We start from the raw sequence: 14,752 nt of genomic DNA on the forward strand, positions 1-14,752 counted from the left end.
AAATCTAGAGGGGCGATTAATATAAAAGTATGCTTTAAATATTATTCAGGGGGGTCACGAAAAATGAAGAAAGCGTTATCATCATTGCTAATCTTTATTCTAGCTTTCGGTTTGTTAGCAGGTTGTAATACTAAGGAAACTGCTTCTAACGATAGTGGATCAAAGGCAGAAAAAGATGTTGAACTGAAAGTATTTATTGGACAACCGCGTTTTAAGCAGCAGTATGAAACATATCTTGATCAATTTGTAGCTAAAGAGAAAAAGGAAAAAGGTATTAATGTAGAAATCAAATTGGAATTACCAAGTGTTAATCAGGCAGCACAACTATTAAAAACTAGGATGGCATCTGGTGATAGCCCTGACGTGTTCGCTCTGCATGCAATCAATGATATTCATATTTACGATAAAGCTGGGTATCTTGAAGATTTATCGAATGAACCCTTCGCAGAAAAAGTGTTTGATACTATCAAACCATCTATTACAAGTAATGGTAAGGTTGTAGCGGTTCCTTTAGAGACACTTCAATGGGGATATCTGTACAACAAGAAAATCTTTAAAGACCTAAATTTAAAATTGCCACAAACGTATTCAGAGATGGAACAAGTTGTAAAGACATTAAAAGAAAAAAATGTTACTCCATTTTTGTTATCCTATAAAGATTCATATATTCCTCAATTATTTTTACCGCTAGCAGTAGGAGCGGCTCAAGCTAAGGAAAATCCTGACTTTGTTAAGAACATGAATGAAGGAAAAGGATCTTTCTCAGAGTTAAAAGATATGTTTAATATTATGGATTTATCTAACGCTAATGGTACAAAACGTGCCTTTGAGATTGGACAAGATCAAGGGGCATCTGACTTTGCTAATGGTAAAGCGGCTATGTGGATCCAAGGACCATGGATGGCGGATTCAATCTTAAAAACAAACAAGAACTTTGAATTTGGAGTTGCTCCACTTCCTATCAATGAAGATGCAGCAGCGACGCGAATAAACCTTTCTACATCTACATCACTTGCGGTATCAAAAATGAGCAAACATAAAGAAGTAGCAAAGGATTTAATCAATTATATTCTGGATGATAAAGATTCTAGTGAATTTTATAAAAGCCTCGGATTTAATGCTGTCTCTAGCGTTCATACCTTTGAACCATTTCCTTGGTTAAAGGAATCAACTGATTTTGTTTCACAAGGAAAAGCTTATCAAGATCCTCCGATTCCGATTGCTGTAAAAGATGAGTCACAAAAATTATTACAAAGTTATTTTGCAGGGGATGCATCTAATAAGGATGTCATCAAAGGTTTGGACCGTGCTTGGGACCAATTCAACAAAAATAATAAGTAAAATTTTATATTCAGTGCATGATAAAGGCAGCTTACAGCTGTCTTTATCATTATCCAATACAACAACGTCAGTGAGGTGTTAGGTAATGTCACAGTTAAATAAGCAAAACGGTGAAATGGTTATTGAACAAGCACAACCTAAAATTAGGTCTAAAAGTGCTTTGGATCTGAAAAAACATAAAGGTTCCATTAGTTTAATCCTTTTTGTTCTTCCAGCATTTATATTTTATGCTGTATTCTTATTGATACCAATGATTGGAGCAGGATTCTATAGTTTTACAGATTGGACTGCTCTATCCCAAACTTATAACTTTGTTGGGTTAAGCAATTATATAGAAGCTTTTAAAGATGACCCTGCTTTTCGCCAGTCCTTTTTCTTTACGTTAAAATATACGGCGTTCATGTTTGTTTTTCAAAACGTGATTGCATTACTTCTGGCTCTATTCATTGAAACTAGAGTTAGAACAAAAGCTTTTTTTCGAACCATTTTCTTTATGCCTAATATGTTGAGTTTAATTATTAGTGCATTCATGTTTTCATTTATTTTCACCAATGTTCTTCCAGAATTATCAAAAAAAGCTATGTTATCCTTTCTTGATCAAGCATGGATTGGTGATGCGAAGATTTCCTTCTACTCTATTCTTATCGTGTCCTTATGGCATGGAATTGGCTATATGATGGTTATCTATATGGCTGCACTTCAAGGAGTTCCGCAACACCTAAAAGAAGCTGCTATGATTGATGGTGCAAATCCTATTCAAAGACTTTTCCACGTGACGATTCCAATGATTATGCATGCAATAACTATTTGCGCTTTCTTAACATTGAATGGAGCATTTAAAGTATTTGATGTAGTTTATGCACTCACTGCAGGTGGACCTGGAAGATCGACACAGGTTATGGCACTAAATATTTATGAAGAAGCTTTTTCAAATAATTTTAGATATGGCTATGCGAATGCTAAAGCAATGATTCTTTTCTTGATTGTTTTGGTCATCACGCTGATTCAAGTGAAAGTATTGAAAAAGAAAGAGGTGGAAGCGTAATGCTAAAAAAACTAGGTGGTGTTGGTACAACTTTAGTTTTGGCAATTTTTGCGGCGATTTCATTTTTTCCAATATACATGGCTGTCATCAATTCATTTAAATCACAAGGGGAGATTTTTACATCTGTTATGAAGCTCCCTACAAAATTTCATTTTGAAAATTATACAGGGATATTCGAAGAGTTAGATTTATTCAATAGTGCTTGGAATACGATTATTGTTACAGTTATCGGTCTGGCAGGAATTGTTATTTGCGGTTCATTAGCTGGATATAAATTAGCGAGAACAAAAGGTAAATTAAGCAATTTCTTGTTTACCTTATTCCTAGCATCGATGCTTGTTCCGTTTCACTCGATTATGATTACGCTAACAAAAGTAGCAAAAGGGTTGTCCGTACAGGGATCAACATTCGGATTGGGCCTAATTTATATTGGCCTCGGGGTTAACATGGCGATATTTCTATATCACGGATTTGTAAAAACGATTCCGAAAGAACTTGAGGAGGCGGCGAGAATTGACGGGTGTAATGACTTCCAGATATTCACGAAAATCATATTCCCTCTTTTAAAACCTATTACTGCAACCATCCTTATTTTAGATGTCCTATGGTTATGGAACGACTTCCTATTGCCGATGATTATGCTTACGGATGTAAATAATTATACATTAATGTTATCGGTAAACATGTTATTCGGTCAATATAACAGTGATTGGCCAAAAATTCTATCCGGGCTTATTATTACGGCCCTTCCTGTCATTGTCTTTTATGCCATATTCCAAAAATACATTCTTAAAGGAATTGCAGATGGAGCTATTAAATAATTAATAAAGCAAATGATTAATAGATTAACTGGAAGGGGTTTACCTAATGCAACAATTGTTATACGGGGTGGCGTATTATGATGAATACATGCCCTACGATCGCTTAGATAAAGATATTCAGATGATGAAGGATGCTGGAATCAATGTAGTTCGGATTGCCGAATCGACCTGGAGTACCCATGAACCACAAAACGGGGTTTTCGATTTTACTTCCGTGGACCGAGTGCTTAATGCAATGCATGAAGCTGGAATTAAGGTTATTGTTGGAACACCTACGTATGCTGTTCCAACCTGGATGGTCAAAGAACATCCCGATGTGTTAGCAGTAACCCAAAATGGACCAGGACGATATGGTGCACGCCAGATTATGGATATTACAAACCCTGCCTATCTTTTTTATTCAGAAAGAATTATCCGAAAGTTGATAGGTCATGTAAAAGACCATCCTGCGATCATTGGGTACCAAACAGATAATGAAACGAAGCATTACAATACTGCAGGGTCTAATGTCCAACTATTATTCGTCAAATATATGAAGGAAAAATTCAAGACACTCGAAAGTCTAAATGAGAAATTTGGCCTCGATTATTGGAGCAACCGGATAAATAGCTGGGAGGACTTTCCCTCCGTTGTTGGAACTATTAATGGCAGCCTTGGATCGGAGTTTTCTAAGTTTCAACGAAAGCTAGTCACTGATTTCCTTAGCTGGCAAGTATCCATTGTTAATGAATATAAGCTTTCCAGTCAGTTTGTCACACAAAACTTTGATTTTGAATGGAGAGGTTATTCCTACGGTATCCAACCGAATGTAGATCACTTTGAAGCTTCAAAAGCCTTCGATGTAACCGGAGTGGATATCTATCATCCTTCACAAGATGACCTAACGGGAATTGAAATATCGTTTGGAGGAGATGTTGCCAGATCCACTAAGGGTAAGAATTATTTAGTAATAGAAACAGAGGCTCAGGCTTTTACTAACTGGACTCCATACCCTGGTCAACTAAGATTGCAGGCATTTAGTCATCTTGCCTCCGGGGCTAATATGGTTGCTTATTGGCATTGGCATTCCATCCATAACTCTTTTGAGACTTATTGGAAAGGATTACTAAGTCATGATTTCGAACCCAATCCTGTATACAATGAAGCGAAAACAATTGGTAAAGATTTCGAAAAGCTTTCTGCGCATTTAGTTAATCTAAAGAAAAAGAACAAAGTTGCTATTCTAGTAAGCAATGAGTCGTTAACCGCTTTAAATTGGTTTAAATTTACTCAATCAAGCTCTAAGAACTACAATGACATTGTGCGACTGATGTATGATGAGTTATACAAAATGAATATTGGCTGCGATTTTGTGAATCCCACTAGTGAAAATCTTGGGGACTATTCAATGTTAGTGGTACCCGCATTGTATACTGCATCCAATAATCTATTAGAACGATTAAACGAATTTGTTAAAAACGGCGGACATATTGTTTATACCTTTAAGAGTGGTTTTACGGATGAAAATGTTAAGGTAAGAACTTCACATCAACCAGGCATCATAAATGAAGCTTGTGGTATTTATTACAATATGTTTGTTGAGCCGAAAAATGTTTCACTAAGAAATGATCCTTTTCAGGTAGGCGAAGAAAATAATTTTGTGGAAACATGGATGGAGCTAATTACGCCAACAACCGCAGAGGTTCTTGCTTACTATGACCACCCACAATGGGGTAAATATGCAGCCATTACTGAAAATCAATACGGTATGGGTAGTGCAACCTACATTGGTTGTATACCAAGTGCAGCTATAATGAAAAAGGTGCTAGAACAGGCTGTTAAAAAGGCTAGCTTATGGGGAGTAGACCAAGATTTAGCCTTTCCATTAATCATTAAATCTGGAATCAATCAAAATGGCAAGATGCTTCATTATTACTTTAATTATTCTGATGAAACGAAAGTCTTTAAGTATCCCCAAAACAAAGGTTTGGAACTGTTGACAGAAAGAGCAGTGAATATAGGTCAAACAATGGATTTAGAACCTTGGGGAGTTATCATTATCGAGGAAGACCAAGTTGCGGAAGAAAGGAAACAACTAAAATGAATAACAAACAAATTCATTGGTTTTCAACAACAAAGCTAGGTGGTTGGAAAGAGACGACGGTTTTTCAAACCGAATCAGGTTCACTCAATTTGACCTTGACGGATCAGATTGGACGGACTATAGATGGTTTTGGCGGCTGCTTTAATGAACTGGGGTTAACAGCTCTCCAACACCTGACAGAAGAAGACAGAAATAAAGTGTATGATGCATTGTTTGATCCAAATGGTGAATGTAAGTTCGAAATCTGCAGGCTTCCAATTGGGGCAAGTGACTACGCACTAGAATGGTATAGTCACAACGAAGTAGATAATGATTATCATATGGAGCATTTTAATATCGAAAGGGATCAACAGTATTTGATTCCATTTATAAAAGAAGCGTTGAAACGTAATCCAAACATAAAATTGTTCGCATCTCCGTGGAGCCCTCCAACATGGATGAAGTTCCCTAAAGCATACAACTATGGAAAACTGCGTTGGGAAAAGGAAGTTTTGGAGGCGTATGCTTTATACTTTGTAAAGTTTGTAGAGGCTTACAAACAAGAGGGTATTAAGATTGACCAAATCCATGTGCAAAACGAAGTGGTTGCTGATCAGAAATTCCCTTCATGTGTTTGGACCGGCGAGCAGCTTCGTGAATTCATTTCTGATTATTTAGGTCCAGCTTTTGAACGACATGGACTAGACACGGAAATATGGCTAGGAACCATTAATGGAATTGTCAATGAATTATTTCAAAAGTCAGCAACTGATTATGATCAACTGGCAAATACGGTCCTAAGTGACCCTGAGGCTTATAAATACATTAAAGGTGTCGGCTATCAATGGGCAGGAAAGTATGCAATTCAGCAAACAGTCCAAAGCTATCCAGAACTACGTTACATGCAGACAGAGAATGAATGTGGAGATGGAAAAAACACGTGGGAATATGCTCAATACGTCTATAATTTGTTTCGACATTACTTTGTGAATGGTGCAAACTCTTATGTTTATTGGAACATGGTCTTGGAACCGTTTGGCCGAAGCACTTGGGGATGGGAACAAAATTCTATGATTACCGTAGATCCTGAAACAAAGGAAGTCATTTGTAACCCAGAGTTTTATGTGATGAAGCATTTCTCTCATTTTATTAAACCTGGTGCGGTTAGGTTTGAAACAAATGGTCCATGGACTGGAAATGCAGTTGCATTTAGAAATCCTGATGGTTCTAAAGTAGTTGTTATTTCAAACCCGTTTGAAAATCAACGTGAACTTTGTATTGGAGAAGGAAGTGAAAAATATAAAGTTACGTTAGAGCCTTCTTCATTTAATACATTCGTATGGTAATTAATGGCGAGAACCTCGGCATGATTTATTATTAAAATGGTAAAAAATAAAGAAAATTCAGTAGGGTTCCTATTAAAAGGAATATCATTTATCGCGACTCTGTGAGAGAGATAAAAACAAGGTAGCTCGGTTACCTTGTTTTTATCTTTAATAAGGGACTTCAAAATATTTGCACATTATTCTAATTTATAAGATATGCTTAGTTTGTGTGGTATTAGCTGCTCATCAAAAAATATAGAAAAGAGGAAAAAAATATGGTTTACCAAGCAGCAGAAAATCGTTATGAATCAATGAAATATAATCGCAGTGGCCGTTCAGGATTAATGCTTCCTGCGGTCTCGCTTGGACTATGGCACAATTTTGGTGGTGTTGATACATATGAAAATGGACGGGCAATGCTGAGAAGAGCGTTTGATTTAGGGATTACCCATTTTGATTTAGCCAACAATTATGGCCCGCCGCCGGGGTCTGCTGAAGAAATGTTCGGTAGAATATTAAAGACTGATTTTGCTCCTTACCGTGAAGAAATGATCATTTCTTCAAAAGCAGGCTACACGATGTGGCCAGGACCATATGGGGATTGGGGCTCAAGGAAATATTTAGTATCAAGTCTGGACCAGAGTCTAAAACGAATGGGACTTGATTATGTTGATATTTTCTATTCGCACCGTCCAGACCCAAACACACCGATTGAGGAAACCATGGGAGCATTAGATTCTATTGTTCGTCAGGGTAAAGCGTTATATGTTGGAATTTCTAACTACAGTGCAGAACAAACAGCTGAAGCGATTAAAATCTTGAATCAGTTAGGAACACCTTTGTTAATCCATCAACCAAAGTATTCCATGTTTAACCGCTGGATAGAGGACGGCTTACAGGATGTGCTTCAGGAAAGTGGAGTCGGTTCGATTGCGTTTAGCCCGTTAGCACAAGGCTTGTTAACCAATAAGTATTTAACTGGGATTCCAGCCGATTCTCGTGCAGCAAAATCAACAGGGTTTCTAAGTGAAGATCAAGTTAAAGCAGAAGTTATTGAGCGTGTTCAAAAATTAAATGAAATTGCAATAGAGCGTGGTCAAAGTCTATCACAAATGGCGCTGGCCTGGGTTTTGCGTGGTGGAAAGGTTACTACAGTCCTGATTGGTGCGAGCAGAGTGAGCCAAATTGAGGAAAATGTTGCAGTATTGAATAACCTTGAGTTTTCTGATCAAGAATTAGCAAGGATTGAGGATATTCTTAAAAGCTAGAGTTCTAACATTAAAAAAGAAAGGGTCCCAAAGGTTGTAATAAACAACTTTTTGAGACCCTCTTGTTATTTTGGGGGAATGCAATTAATCCATTAAAAAATATAAACCAGTATTTTGATGTTAAGAAGCATTAACTTGTTGAATTTTAGAAAACACTCTGTTACATAAAAAGTATATACTATACGCACCTAAACTGAAAATAAATAATGATGTTACTGGCCAAGTATAGAGAATAAAAGTCATTAAAGCGATATAGATAACCGCGACAAGAGTAGTCGGAAGATATCTAATGGAAAAGAACACCGAATTTTTTATTGTGTCCCACCAATTCATATCAAAGTTAGCGATGGTTGGAAAAATAAAGATCGAAGTAGTAAGAACTATGATTCCTAATAAAGACAGTATCGGTAATAGAATATATTGAAAATCACCAAGATTATCCATTAAGGTAAAATCAATATAAAACAAACTACCAAAAAAAGTCCATAAAATGCCTAACAATAAACTCTTTTTAAAATTTTCTTTGAAATATTTAAAGAAAGGACGAAAAACACTATAGTCCTTATGTAAAATCCATTGTCGTGTGACGCAATACATGGCAACAGTTGCAGGGAAAATGGTTAAAACCGGTAAACATAACAACAGCCATAGGATATTTAACTGAAAAAAGGCTGTAACAAATTCAAGTAATCTATAAAATTTACTATTAAATTTCATCCATATCACCAAGATTTCATAATTTTTTTCTGTACAATAAAAATAGCATAGATTCCGCTAAAAAAGAAGGAATATTAAACTGGTAATCTTGCTGACCTAAGCTTTGCCTTTTTAATGTTTAGGTTATTCTTAATTCGAATTGGAGGAAATTTAAATGGGTATTAAAGCGATTTTTTTTGACTTAGATGATACATTACATAATCATTTAGGTTGAATAATATTCAAATATTTCCAGAAGAGCCTGAATTACTAGGGACTATAATGAATAAAGGCTGTTGTTGCTCCATCGGAAGCAGGATGGCAGTCCATTTGGTATAATCACCGTAAAAGGCAGCCAGGGACAGATCATAAACCTGCGGATGAAATACAGCGTTTATCATTAGTCTTCAATACAATAAATAATCTAAAATAATAATAATTCCAGAGTAATGCATTTTCACAATACCTCACTAAAATCAATCATTTAAGGGGAAATCTCATGTCTAGTAAATTTGGAGTTTATGGATTCCGCTTTTTAGATACCTTAAATAGTTCCTTCTACCAGCTTTTTGCCGTAGGGCACCAGCATATAAAAGATACTTCATATGAATGGGATGGATTAAAACGTAAAGATGGTCCATTATTATTGTTTCAATATACCATTTCAGGCAGTGGAAATATTGAGCTAGATGGTGTAGTTCACAAGCTTACTGAAGGCAGTGCATTTATGGTAGAAATTCCAAGTGATCATCGCTATTATTTGCCTCAAGACAGTGAGAACTGGGAATTTTATTTTATCTTATTTAGACCAACAAATCTTCAAAAAGAATGGACAGAACTAATTAAATTAATGGGGAATGTTTCTCAAATTTCAGAGTTGAGCTCCCCCATTACCTTCTTGAAAAATGCCTATTATGCTGCAAGCAAACAGCAGATTACTGATGGATTTCGTGCTTCAACGATTGTTTATCAATTTGTAATGGAGCTGTACCGATATACTGCAGCTTATAAAAAGGAAAAAGAAATCTGGCCTGAAAAGGTGATTCAAGCTGTCCATTTTTTAGAGGAAGATTACTGTACTATTCAAAGTCTTGATGTACTTGCACTAAGAGTAGGCTTATCCAAATTTCATTTTACCCGTCTTTTCAAACGAACAACTGGACTTTCACCAATGGAATACTTAACAAAGGTCCGAATGGAAAAAGCGGTCCAGCTCCTAAGGAACACAGATATGACCATTGAAGAGACTTCAAAACAAATTGGTTATTCCAATAGCAGTTACTTTATAAAGGTCTTTCGTGAATGGATAGGTTTTTCTCCAGGGGAGTTTCGGTTAGGAAAAGATCTAGCCTTTTTAAATGAGTTTAGATTCGATTAAGTATTATCAAAAGAGCAATATTTTACAATATAGAGCAAAAATTTATTATAGATGTAGATGTCTCAATTCCTTATTATTAGTTTAAAGGGCAATAATTTAATAGAAAGGAATTGAAAAATGAGACATCACACATTTACAAAAACACCTCCATTAGGCTGGAATAGCTGGGATTGTTATGGAGCGGCAGTAAGGGAAGAGGAAATTGTAGGGAACGCTGATTATATGGCAGAACATCTTAAACCATATGGCTGGGAGTATGTTGTGGTTGATATTCAATGGTCTGAACCCGGGGCAACATCATCAGTGTATCGTCCATTTGTTCCGCTTGAAATGGATGAATACTCAAGGTTGGTACCGGCAGTTAATCGTTTTCCTTCTTCAGAAGGGGGCAAGGGTTTTAAACCGTTAGCGGATTATGTACATAACCTTGGATTAAAGTTTGGCATACATATCATGCGGGGAATTCCACGCCAAGCCGTTCATGCAAATACACCAATTTTGGGTACTGATGTGAGAGCAAGAGATATAGCACATCCAAATTCCATTTGTCCTTGGAATACGGATATGTATGGGGTGGATGCTTCTAAAGAAGGTGCACAGGAATATTATAATTCTTTATTTCAATTGTATTCCGAGTGGGGAGTGGATTTTGTCAAGGTGGACGATATTGCAGCTTCCCGACTTTATCAAATCCATCAAGATGAAATAAAGTTAATTCGCAAGGCAATCGATAACAGTGGAAGAGAGATGGTCCTCAGTCTATCACCTGGTCCGGCACCGTTGGAATCTGCTGAAACCTTAATTGACAATGCTAACATGTGGAGAATGACCGATGATTTTTGGGATCATTGGAGCCTGTTATATGGCATGTTTGAAAGGTGTGAAAAGTGGAGCCGGCATGTAGGACCAGGGCACTGGCCAGACTGTGATATGCTGCCTCTTGGCCATATTGGAATTCGTTCAGTTGACGGCGGAGGGGCGGACCGCTGGACTCGATTTACAAAAGATGAACAAATAACAATGATGACATTATGGTCGATCTTCCGCTCCCCGCTTATGTTTGGGGGAGAACTTAGGGATAACGATGACTGGACGCTTTCCTTGCTTACAAATAAAGAGGTTTTGGAACTAAACCAATACAGCCACAGTAATCGCTTGGTTTATCGGAAGGATGACAAAATTGTCTGGACCGCAAAAGGTGACGATGGTCATACTTACGTAGCCTTGTTTAATGCCGCTGAAGAAACAGCCGTTGTCGATGTTTCATTGGAACAGCTTGGTCTCACTTCGAAAAAAACGGCAAGAGATCTTTGGAAACAAGCGGAACTTGGAGTGGTTGCCGAAAGTATTAAACAAACTCTTCCGGCACACGGCTCCATTTTGATTAAATTGTATTAATTAAGGAAGTTTACTGGAGATTGTATTAAGAAACTCACATAGTGTAAAAAAAAGGTGTCCCAAGTTTATTTGGGACACCTTTTTAGCAAGAAAAAGTAGGCGCAATCATTTTTGACGTAGGCTTGGCTAGCCTAGTTATTTGTGCACTGCTGCAGTTGATTTTCGAATCACTAACTCTGGTTCATAAACAGTAGAAGGTGGATTGGTTCCTCGACTTTCAACGGCAGAGACAATCCATTTGGCCGCTTCAATCCCCATTTGCATTTTAGGGTGTGTAACAGATGTTAGTTTCACATCGGTTGCCTCTGCTAAGAAGGAATCATCATAGCCGACAATGGAAACGTCGTCTGGAACACTTAAGCCAAGACTTCTTAACATATTTAGAACTTGTAAGGCTATTTGATCATTATAACAGACAATTGCGGTTGGTTGTTTTTCTGTCATGAAAAATTGCTGTAACCGTTCAAGTAGTTGAGATTCCGGGTCATCGGTTGTATAAGTAATAACCATTTCTGGGAAAAAGGTGAGATTGTATTCCCTAAAAGCTCGGATAAAACCTTGCATCCGATTTACTCCTTGGAGGTCATCGGTTTTAAAAAGACCGATTATTTTTTCATGGCCAAGATTAATTAAATGTTCCGTAGCAATATAACCACCATGTTCATCATTCATAATGATGTGCGGCGGCATTAGTTGGGAGTAGAATTGGTTAATCATTAAGTAAGGGATATTGTTTTGCTCAAGCTCTAGATAGTAATTAATGTTAGGATTGTAATTACTACTTCTAGTCGGCTCTACGATCAGCCCATTAATATTCCGGCTTAACATGGTTTGTAAACATTGTTTCTCTTTTTCCACCTCATTATCTGTACAAGCAAACGTTAACGAATATCCCTGTACAGTCAAATAGGATTCTATACCTTTAATAATAGAAGGAAAAATATAATCTGAAATATAGGTTGTTATTACCCCAATGTTTTTCCCAGTGGTGTTCAAAGTTTGTACTTGAGTTTGAGATTCGGCCAACGGTTCCGACATTTTATTGGAACAGAAAGTTCCTGCCCCTTGCTCTCTATATAGCCAGCCTTCGTGTACTAAATCCCCGACCGCTTGGCGCACTGTATGTCTGCTAACTCCGAACATTTTAACCAGTTCATTTTCAGAATAGATTTTTTCTCCGGGTTTCACCTTACCACTAGTGATCCATTCCGTTATTTGTTCCTTTACAATCGTATATTTGGTCTTTTGTGCCATTGGTACCACCACTTTCAACTTGTATGCAACTTTAACAACTTATACGTACAACAACTTTAATAAGACTAGGGTAACAAAAAAAGTTAAAAAAGACTATAAGATATTATTAATATTTTTCTATTTTAAATTAATTATTAGCGACACATCCAAATTGTGGACAATTAATTAGGAATTTTAACAAACCAACTGGAAAAATAGCTGGATATAGGTGTTTTATTAGCCACGCTAAATATTATAGAAGATATTTGAACGACTGTATAAAAGTTGTACCAAAATTTTGAACTATACTTGTACCTATACCAAAATAAGATTTAAGACACGTCCGTACATAAATTTATTTTTTAACATTAAAATGATTGACATGTACGAACAGGTATATTACTATTTGAACTATAGAGAATACGCTTTCAAATTTTCACTGGAAATGAGAAAAAAGACCCAGAAATTATAGACGAGACTTGGTTAATTTAAATAATTGAGTTTTTTTAGGAGGGATTTTTATGTAATCGCAGACATATCCGTACATCTAAACTAAATAGGTTAATAGAATTACTTACCAATCACTGCAATTATGTTTTAATTTTTTTAGTAAACTGTTTGCGCTTACAATGCTTCTGTTTAATTGCTCTTCTAAGTTAGTATATCAATTTTATTGGAGGGATTTACTTGTTTAAAGCATCTAAAAAGCTAGGTACAATGATGTTGCTTGCGATTATGGTAATCAGTTCAATTCTCGCAGGTTGTTCAAACTCAAGCTCAGGCGATGGAAAGAGCGGCGGTAAAACTGAACTTACCTTTATGTTCCGTGGTCAGCCTAAAGAGCTGGACGCTTATAAAGCTACTGTTAAGAAATTCGAACAATCTCATAAGGATGTAAAAGTTAATGTTGTCTCTGTTGCTCCTGACCAATATGATACGAAATTAAAGGCAGCGATTGCAGGACACAAAATTCCAGATGTTTTCTTCTATAATCCAGCTCAAGTAAAAGCATATGTAAACTCTGGTATTCTACAAGATATCACAAAATATGTTGAAGGCTCAAAAGATGTTAAATTAGAGGATATTTGGGAAAAAGGTATTAATAAATACCGTTATGATGGTAAAACAAATGGTAAAGGTGCTATCTATGGATTACCAAAAGATCTTAGTGGATTTGCACTAGGTTACAATAAAGACATGTTTGAAAAAGCAGGTATTCCACTACCTGACAAAGATAAACCATATACTTGGGATGAATTTATTGATGTATCGAAAAAATTAACTCAAGATACAAATGGCGATGGAAAATCTGATCAATTTGCTACTGGTTTTAACGTTCAATGGTCATTAGCACCATTTGTTTGGAGTAATGGAGCAGATTGGTTGGATGAAACAAAAACAAAAGTTGCTATAGATGATCCTAAATTCATTGAAGCATTACAATGGTTTGCAGATCAACAAAACGTACACAAAATTACTCCATCTATTTCTGAAGCACAAACTCTTGATACGTATCAAAGATGGATGAAGGGTGAATTAGCTTTCTTCCCTGTTGGTCCTTGGGATATGGCAACATATGCAGAACAATTAAAGTTTGACTATGATTTAATACCATGGCCAGCTGGTTCAACTGGAAAAACATCTGCATGGATCGGTTCACTTGGAATTGGTGTAGGCGCTACTACAAAGCATCCGAAAGAAGCTGCTGAATTAGCAATGTACCTATCTGCTGACCAAGAAGGACAACAAGCATTAGTTGATGCACAAGTGCAGCTTCCAAATAGTGTAAAAGTTGCTGAAGAATGGGCTAATGATTCTTCTATTAAGCCAGCAAATAAACAAGAATTCTTAGAAATCATCAATGATTATGGCCGAGACTGGCCTGCAGAATCTACCTATACTGGTGAATGGTATGATGAATTCTATAAGAATATTCAACCTGTACTTGACGGCAAGCAAACTGCTGCTGAGTTTGTAAAAAAAGAAAAACCAAAAATGCAAAAGCTTTTAGACGCAGCAATCCAACAAGAAAAACAATCAACTAAGAAATAAAAAAACTCTCAGACATAGTGTAAATGGTGCTAGTTTATTAAAAAGAATCTAGCGCCATTTATTCCTTTTATCTAACTTTTTTGTAAAAAGAAATTTAGAGAAAGGGAAATGTAGTATTTAAATGCTTATTGAA

The 14,752-nt window shown here is 36.4% G+C and carries 11 protein-coding genes; 9 read left to right on the forward strand and 2 right to left on the reverse strand.

The features are described from left to right. Positions 1-63: 63 nt before the first annotated feature. The 6 genes from J7E67_RS02285 to mgrA all read left to right on the forward strand — a co-directional run bounded on the left by J7E67_RS02285 (position 64) and on the right by mgrA (position 7,862). Entirely contained in the window at positions 64-1,341 is a 1,278-nt protein-coding gene (locus J7E67_RS02285; protein ID WP_214730848.1) for an ABC transporter substrate-binding protein, read from the forward strand. Positions 1,342-1,426: 85 nt separating this feature from the next. Next, complete coding sequence (locus tag J7E67_RS02290) at positions 1,427-2,386, forward strand: carbohydrate ABC transporter permease (protein ID WP_374197148.1); 960 nt, start codon at positions 1,427-1,429, stop codon at positions 2,384-2,386. Then, a complete protein-coding gene (locus tag J7E67_RS02295; protein ID WP_214716517.1) occupies positions 2,386-3,207 on the forward strand; it encodes a carbohydrate ABC transporter permease in 822 nt (273 codons plus the stop codon). The genes J7E67_RS02290 and J7E67_RS02295 overlap by 1 nt, the downstream gene beginning before the upstream one ends. 46 nt (positions 3,208-3,253) lie before the next feature. Beyond that, positions 3,254-5,290 (forward strand): beta-galactosidase, encoded by a 2,037-nt coding sequence (locus J7E67_RS02300; RefSeq protein ID WP_214716518.1) that lies wholly within the window; start codon positions 3,254-3,256, stop codon positions 5,288-5,290. Then, positions 5,287-6,615, forward strand: coding sequence for a glycoside hydrolase family 30 protein (locus tag J7E67_RS02305; RefSeq protein ID WP_214716520.1), 1,329 nt, complete (start codon positions 5,287-5,289; stop codon positions 6,613-6,615). Before J7E67_RS02300 ends, J7E67_RS02305 begins: the two co-directional genes overlap by 4 nt. A 254-nt stretch (positions 6,616-6,869) precedes the next feature. Next, positions 6,870-7,862, forward strand: coding sequence for an L-glyceraldehyde 3-phosphate reductase (gene mgrA, locus J7E67_RS02310; protein ID WP_214716521.1), 993 nt, complete (start codon positions 6,870-6,872; stop codon positions 7,860-7,862). 120 nt (positions 7,863-7,982) lie between these two features. On the opposite strand, the gene J7E67_RS32210 is transcribed toward mgrA, so the two are convergent. After that, positions 7,983-8,579 (reverse strand): YesL family protein, encoded by a 597-nt coding sequence (locus J7E67_RS32210; RefSeq protein WP_214716522.1) that lies wholly within the window; start codon positions 8,577-8,579, stop codon positions 7,983-7,985. Positions 8,580-9,057: 478 nt separating this feature from the next. Here J7E67_RS32210 and J7E67_RS02320 point away from each other — a divergent pair, with 478 nt between their 5' ends. Next, positions 9,058-9,936 (forward strand): AraC family transcriptional regulator, encoded by an 879-nt coding sequence (locus tag J7E67_RS02320; protein ID WP_214716523.1) that lies wholly within the window; start codon positions 9,058-9,060, stop codon positions 9,934-9,936. Positions 9,937-10,053: 117 nt separating this feature from the next. Then, positions 10,054-11,334 carry a glycoside hydrolase family 27 protein gene (locus tag J7E67_RS02325; protein WP_214716524.1) on the forward strand — a complete coding sequence of 427 codons (1,281 nt, stop codon included), beginning with the start codon at positions 10,054-10,056 and terminating at the stop codon, positions 11,332-11,334. Between the two features lie 135 nt (positions 11,335-11,469). On the opposite strand, the gene J7E67_RS02330 is transcribed toward J7E67_RS02325, so the two are convergent. Continuing rightward, positions 11,470-12,588 carry a GntR family transcriptional regulator gene (locus J7E67_RS02330; RefSeq protein ID WP_214716525.1) on the reverse strand — a complete coding sequence of 373 codons (1,119 nt, stop codon included), beginning with the start codon at positions 12,586-12,588 and terminating at the stop codon, positions 11,470-11,472. A gap of 696 nt (positions 12,589-13,284) precedes the next feature. On the opposite strand from J7E67_RS02330, the gene J7E67_RS02335 reads away from it, so the two are divergent. After that, a complete protein-coding gene (locus tag J7E67_RS02335; protein WP_214716601.1) occupies positions 13,285-14,619 on the forward strand; it encodes an ABC transporter substrate-binding protein in 1,335 nt (444 codons plus the stop codon). Positions 14,620-14,752 lie beyond the last annotated feature (133 nt).

It is taken from the genome of Bacillus sp. ISL-46, from assembly GCF_018613205.1.

Bases quoted from the DNA above. Each gene is read 5' to 3' on its own strand.
- J7E67_RS02285 (WP_214730848.1), top strand. From the start codon at position 64: ATGAAGAAAGCGTTATCATCATTGCTAATCTTTATTCTAGCTTTCGGT.
- J7E67_RS02290 (WP_374197148.1), top strand. From the start codon at position 1,427: ATGTCACAGTTAAATAAGCAAAACGGTGAAATGGTTATTGAACAAGCA.
- J7E67_RS02295 (WP_214716517.1), top strand. From the start codon at position 2,386: ATGCTAAAAAAACTAGGTGGTGTTGGTACAACTTTAGTTTTGGCAATT.
- J7E67_RS02300 (WP_214716518.1), top strand. From the start codon at position 3,254: ATGCAACAATTGTTATACGGGGTGGCGTATTATGATGAATACATGCCC.
- J7E67_RS02305 (WP_214716520.1), top strand. From the start codon at position 5,287: ATGAATAACAAACAAATTCATTGGTTTTCAACAACAAAGCTAGGTGGT.
- mgrA (WP_214716521.1), top strand. From the start codon at position 6,870: ATGGTTTACCAAGCAGCAGAAAATCGTTATGAATCAATGAAATATAAT.
- J7E67_RS32210 (WP_214716522.1), bottom strand. From the start codon at position 8,579: ATGAAATTTAATAGTAAATTTTATAGATTACTTGAATTTGTTACAGCC.
- J7E67_RS02320 (WP_214716523.1), top strand. From the start codon at position 9,058: ATGTCTAGTAAATTTGGAGTTTATGGATTCCGCTTTTTAGATACCTTA.
- J7E67_RS02325 (WP_214716524.1), top strand. From the start codon at position 10,054: ATGAGACATCACACATTTACAAAAACACCTCCATTAGGCTGGAATAGC.
- J7E67_RS02330 (WP_214716525.1), bottom strand. From the start codon at position 12,588: ATGGCACAAAAGACCAAATATACGATTGTAAAGGAACAAATAACGGAA.
- J7E67_RS02335 (WP_214716601.1), top strand. From the start codon at position 13,285: ATGATGTTGCTTGCGATTATGGTAATCAGTTCAATTCTCGCAGGTTGT.